The sequence below is a fragment of the Paraburkholderia sp. UYCP14C genome (assembly GCF_004197395.1).
Classification (GTDB): Bacteria; Pseudomonadota; Gammaproteobacteria; order Burkholderiales; family Burkholderiaceae; genus Paraburkholderia.
The window spans coordinates 1-5,795 of sequence record NZ_SELS01000148.1; the positions used below are offsets into that span (position 1 = coordinate 1).

5 protein-coding genes are annotated in these 5,795 nt (G+C 62.8%); all 5 read right to left on the bottom strand.

What is annotated here, in order from left to right; translation table 11 throughout:
• Nucleotides 1-530 (bottom strand): transposase (locus EVC45_RS43170; RefSeq protein ID WP_373683128.1); only part of this gene is annotated, 530 nt, incomplete at its 3' end.
• 189 nt (nt 531-719) lie between these two features.
• Nucleotides 720-998, bottom strand: a complete 279-nt coding sequence (locus EVC45_RS43175) for a hypothetical protein (RefSeq protein ID WP_129964173.1) — start codon at nt 996-998, stop codon at nt 720-722.
• A 23-nt stretch (nt 999-1,021) separates the two neighbouring features.
• The gene (locus EVC45_RS43180) at nt 1,022-4,378 is read right to left on the bottom strand and encodes a DEAD/DEAH box helicase (protein WP_129964174.1); all 3,357 of its coding nucleotides are present in this window, start codon (nt 4,376-4,378) and stop codon (nt 1,022-1,024) included.
• A 199-nt stretch (nt 4,379-4,577) separates the two neighbouring features.
• On the bottom strand, nt 4,578-4,730 hold the full coding sequence (locus EVC45_RS47405) for a hypothetical protein (protein ID WP_248295506.1): 153 nt from the start codon (nt 4,728-4,730) through the stop codon (nt 4,578-4,580).
• Nucleotides 4,731-4,834: 104 nt separating this feature from the next.
• Nucleotides 4,835-5,614: a DNA-binding protein gene (locus EVC45_RS43185; RefSeq protein ID WP_248295507.1), complete on the bottom strand. Its 780-nt coding sequence runs from the start codon at nt 5,612-5,614 to the stop codon at nt 4,835-4,837.
• Nucleotides 5,615-5,795 lie beyond the last annotated feature (181 nt).

Below are 5,795 nucleotides of genomic sequence, written 5' to 3' on the forward strand. Positions count from 1 at the left end.
GCGGTGAGTTTGGGCAGCGCGTCACGCAGCAGGGGTGATTCGTTGCGATTGCCCGGCGCCGTCACGAATGGCGCGATGATGTTGCAGTTGCGATCGCTGAAGGCCACCACCTTGTCGCCCTTCAGATGCTTGTGCCCGCTGTAGCCCAGGTTGTCGCCGCCTTTCTTTGCCGCTGTGGTCGTGCCGTCGCCATGGATGTTCGCGAGGTCGAGGAGCTGGTCCCGATGCAGTTGATCGACCGAGCCCGCGAAGACCCGGTCGATGCTGCCGTCAGCCTGCCAGCGTCGCATGATCCGGTAGATGCGGGTGTGGTGGATTTCAGGCAGCCCCTTTGCATCCGTTTCGATCGGCAGCATCTTCCATTGACACCCCATATAGAGCGCCTTCAGGACGTAGTTGAACATCCTCTGTAACGGCAACGTCGGCGGCGGGCCGCGCCGGCCCCGGCTCAGGTGCGGCAAGACAAATTGCCCGAACTGCGCTTCACTCAATTTCGTGGGAATCGCAGGCCGGCCATGGTTCGCAGCCATTTTCGCATCCGCAAAGCCCTCACTTTAACCGCTCCCCCCTCGCCAGCTCCGAAAGCCATTCCGAGGGTTGGCCGCAATTCGTCAATTTTTCGCCAAAACGATGCTAAGTCGATGAGCCAGAAAGAGAAATTTGACCGATCGGCAACGGCTTGAACATCACAGGCTCGACTGGAGAAATTGATTGTCGCTTCAGTCAGGGGGCAACCCGGGCCAGGCGTTACCGACCGGATGCGGATAGAGGATACCGAGCGCGTGACGTTCCACAAAAATGAGGTCAATCCACCGGACGGTGGTTTCGCGGCGGGTCGTCATTCGCGCAATCAGTCTGGCGAGGGTTTCGCCCGGGGAGGTCGAGGTGTGAAGGGTGACTGGTTTGCGCTCACGCCAGCGCGAGAGCGCGGCCTCGACGTGGGCGATGGTGAGCCGGTGGCCGGCTTGTGCGGGGAACGGAAAATCGGCTGGGGTCATGGAATTTGCAGAGAAACTGGACATCATCGGCCCTGCGTACCGGTCCTGGCGCGCGGACGGGCCGCTGCGGCCGGCGAGACATCCGGAATCGGTTCAAACAGCGCATCGAGGTCGTCGGCTGAAAACTTGACCGCGCCGGCGCCATCTTCGGACAGAATGCTATCGGCCAGCACGGCCTTCTTCTCCTGCAGCGCGACGATCTTTTCCTCGATGCTGCCGGCGGCGATCAGCTTGTAGACGAACACCGGCTTGTCCTGGCCGAGACGATGCGCACGATCCGTCGCCTGGTTTTCCGCGGCGGGGTTCCACCACGGATCGTAGTGAATCACGGTGTCGGCTGCCGTCAGGTTCAGACCAACACCGCCGGCCTTCAGGCTGATCAGAAAGAGCGGCACTTCTCCTTGCTGGAAGCGCTGCACGGGCGTCATGCGATCGGTGGTGTCGCCGGTGAGGATGACGTATGGGATGGCGGCCTTCTCGAGCGCCGCCGAGATCAGCGCCAGCATCCCGGTGAACTGCGACAACAGCAGCACGCGGCGCCCTTCGTCGATCAGTTCCGGGAGCATTTCGAGGAGCAGGTCAAGCTTGGCTGATTCCCTGACCTGTGCCGCTTTCTCCAGCTTGACGAGGCGCGGATCGCAGCAGACCTGACGCAGCTTGAGCAACGCCTCGAGCACGATAATGTGACTGCGGGCGAGTCCCTGTGCGGCAACGGCGGTCCGGACCTTTTCCTGCATCGCGGCGCGTACCGTTTCATACAGATCGCGCTGCGCACCTTCAATGTCCACGGTGCGCACGATGACTGTCTTCGGCGGCAGTTCGGTCGCAACCTCATCCTTGCGCCGGCGCAGCATGAACGGGCGGATTCGGCGTGCGAGCAGCTCGCGCCGCACGGTGTCGCCGCCTTTCTCGATCGGCGTGCGCCAGCGCTTCGTAAAATCTTTCTGGCTGCCAAGGAACCCGGGCAGCAGGAAATCGAACTGGGACCACAGCTCGCCCAGGTGATTTTCGAGTGGCGTACCGGTCAGACACAGGCGGTGCTGCGCGCGCAGTTCGCGGATGGTAGCTGCCGCTTTGGTCGTGGCGTTCTTGACGTACTGGGCCTCGTCGAGGATCAGCAGGTGATAGTCATGCCGCGCGAGGATGGCCTGATCGCGCCACAGCAGCGCGTAGGTCGTCAGGATGAGATCGTGTTCGCCGATCTGGTCGAAACGATCGCGGCGCTCGTGCCCGTTCAGATCGAGGACTTTCAGGCCGGGCGCGAAACGTCCCGCTTCCTCGCGCCAGTTGTGGACCAGCGTGGTCGGCACGACGATCAGCGCGGGCTGCTCGAGACGACCTGCCTCCTTTTCGGCGAGCACATGGGCCAGTGCCTGCACGGTCTTGCCGAGTCCCATGTCGTCAGCCAACACGCCCGACAGGTTGTGCTCGCGCAGGAACTGCATCCAGCTTAAGCCCTGATGCTGGTACGCGCGTAATTCAGCCTGCAATCCGCGCGGCACGGGTACCTCGGCCAGACCTGGTCCGGCCTGCAGGCGCTGCGCGAGCTGGCGAATTGACGCATCGCCGTGGAACTGCCAGCGGCCCGTATCGTTCAGTGCTTCGAGGCGGCCGGCATCCAGTTCGGAAATCCGCAGGGAACCTTCTCCAACAGACTCGAACAGATCGACCAGTATCCGCACGACCGGTTTGAGCCGGTCGGCGCGCAGGCGCAGCCGTTCGCTCCGATTGGTTCTCAGCTCGATCATTTCGTCATCGGCAATCGTATCGAGTTCGCCCGACAGCCAGCGCCGGTCGCGCCGGAACAGTTCCGCCAGCAGCGGCTCGAGGCGCTCCGTACGGTCGCCTACCGTGATCCCCATTTCCAGATCGAACCAGCCGTCGCCCGCGTGGTGCGCCGTCCCGTCGATGGCGTCGATCTCGATCACGTTGAAGCGGAACCCAGCGGTCATGGTGACGCGCCAGCCCTTGCCGCGCAGCACCGGTAACACGTCATTCACGAACGCGTACCACGCATCGGGCTCCGTCAGCCCGAGCATCGCATCGGGAAGCGATTGCATACTCTGTACGCGACTGGCGGGGATCTTCTGCAGCCCGGTCTTGCGTAACTCTATCAGCCGCTTTTTCTCGGCATCAGGGCGCCGCCTGAGCTGAACAACGCCACCGTCGGGATGCGAGACCAGGGTCGCGTCACTATCCGCGTTGAGGCAAACCCCGTCATAGTCGAAACCGACGGTCGCGAAATCCAGCACGCCGCTGTGGTAGTCATATTTCCCAAAGCTCGCGGAATACACCGAGCGGGTGTCGAGCGACAGGAGCGGCACCGGCTCGGTGTCGATCACCCGGATGGCCGATGCGTCGTGTGCCGGAGGTGACGGCAGATCGGGGGCAATCTCGCGCAGCACGGCGGCCACGAGCGGTGCTTCAGCCAACGAGATCGGCGGCATCGACAGGTACGTGGCCAGTTGCTGCGATGTCAGGGATTGCGACGGCAACTGCACGATGCCGGCGACACCCGCCTGCGCGTCGACGTACCAGAGCGGTTCGGTTGCCAGCAGCAGCGTGGCTGGTGGCCCGGTTCGCAATACAGGTCGCAGATGGTCGTCTGCCTGGGGCTGCCACTCGATCTGTCCCGTACGAGGATCGCCCTGGGACAGCGCCACAGGCGTGGACAATGCGCCCTGATTCGCGCTCACTGCGGCGAACAGGCGACCGGTCACGATCAGCTTCTGCAGCACATCCGCCCCGGTTGAGCCGCGCAACACGAAGCTGCCATAGTCCTCGCGACAGCGACCCAGCCACAGTCCACGCAGGATCGTCAGATCATCGTCCGTGACGAATTTCGGCGGCTTGATGAGGGCGGCCTCGACATTGTTCCACGCATCGTCGATCGAGCGGATCGTGCCGTCGGCATTGCGGCGCGCCTTGAAGAGTTGCACTTCATGGCGCTGGTGATAGCGCGACCAGCCCAGCACATAGGCGAGCGTATGGGTCGGTTTCGAGGCCGCCTTCCTTGCATTGGGCGCGGTAGTCGCCAGTTCGGCACGAAACGTCTCCAGCCAGCTAACGAGTTCATGACGTACGCCTGGCTGGGGCTTCGGCATTCTTTCGAGGCCTGCGATCAGCAGCGCCGCGGCGTGCTTGCAGTCGTATCCAACCGGGCAGGAGCATTCACTTTCGGCCCACAGGCCATCCGCTGTGTCGTAAAACTGTACATCCACCGTATAGGGGCGACGCGCGGTCCCCTGCACCTCGCCGCTGAGTACGTTGTCCTGCCAGCGCAGCTTCGACACCGCGTGGACGTAATCACGCGCCCGGGCGACGGTGCGGGAATCCAGCCAGTGCGCGATCTGCGCCTGGTCATAAAAAACTGACGACATCAGTGACCCATCCATGCATGTTCAACCCGCCATGACGGCAACGTGTGGGCAGGCAGGGATAAGTGAAGTGCTGACTGCCTGTCCTTGTCATGGCCTCCCGGCATCCGTTGTCCGCGACGGCTGCCTATTTTACGCGCCAACGTTTGCGGGAAGGTGGCCTTTGGGATTTGCCCAGGCACACTGGTTACAGCCGGTGCTGTTATCCCCCTTTCGGTTTCGGCACCGTCCGGGCCGACGGCGTTCTTTTCAGCGCGTCTAGCAATCGGCGCGTGACCTGAACCTCGGCATCAGCGCGCTCAGCCCGTTGCAGCGCGTCCTGCAGCAGCGATCGCGTGCTGGTCAGTTCATCCATGGTGGCGAGGTGCTGTTGCGTTGCGCTTTCATCCCGCTGCTGTAAAAGCCGGAGCTCGGTACGCAAGGCGGCAAGCGCGTCGGCATGCTGGAGCGCTGTGTCCTTCAGTTCAGCGCGTGCACCGCCCAATTGAACGCGCAGCTCTCAGCGGTCTTTTCGCTTTTCTGGCGAGCGGTGCGTTCCTGGTCAATTTCTCGCAGAGCGCGCTTCTCATGACTGACGGCCCGCTCCTCGGCGGTGGTGACACGGTCGCGTGCGCGCTCCAGTTCAGCGGTGAATTCGCCCTTGACCTGCGCGAACTGAGGGGCGGCTTCGTCAACTTGCCGGCGGATTTCCTGCAGGCGGGCCTCGGTTGCCGCATGCGCCTCGCGTTCGGTGGCTAGCGCATCGCGCATGCTGGCGAGTTGCGCGCGCGTCGCTTCGAGTTCAGCCTGTGTCGCCGCCGTCGCCTGCCGGGCGAGCTCGAGTTCTGCGACGACCTGATCGCGTACTGCTTCGGCTTCGTGGGCCTGATGACGCGCCTCGGCGCGCAGTGTGGCCAACTGGCCGGTCGCCGCTTCCGATGCCGCCTGCCAGATGCTGAGCACGGCGTCGGCTGCGACCTGCTTCATGGCGTCGGGCAGGTCCGGATGGTCGATCTTCACACGGGTCTTGTCGCGCAGATCCTGCCAGAACCGGTTCAGCACGTCGGCGGGCGTCGTCATGCTGCCCTTGCGCACCAGGCTGTAGAGCTTGTTCGCCGTGGGCGTGATGCCATAGCGGAAGAACAGCAGCGCGCAGACTTCGCAGTAGAGCTCGCGCGTGTCGGCAAAGCGTGTACGCAACGCTGCGATATCGGCCTGCAGGCGCTGGTCATCCAGCGCGGAGTCGGGGTGTGTCGTCATGGCAGGGTGTGTTCTGGATTCTGATTCAAAAAATATTACTACGTAATACGTGAAATATATTGATTATAAACGTATAGTTTAGACATAAGTCTGCTTCTGTCTAACAACTGATTGCGGGTTTTCCGAAGGGGCCGAATTTGTCTGCGAGCCCCACCGGGAATGGCTTTCGGAGCTGGCGAGG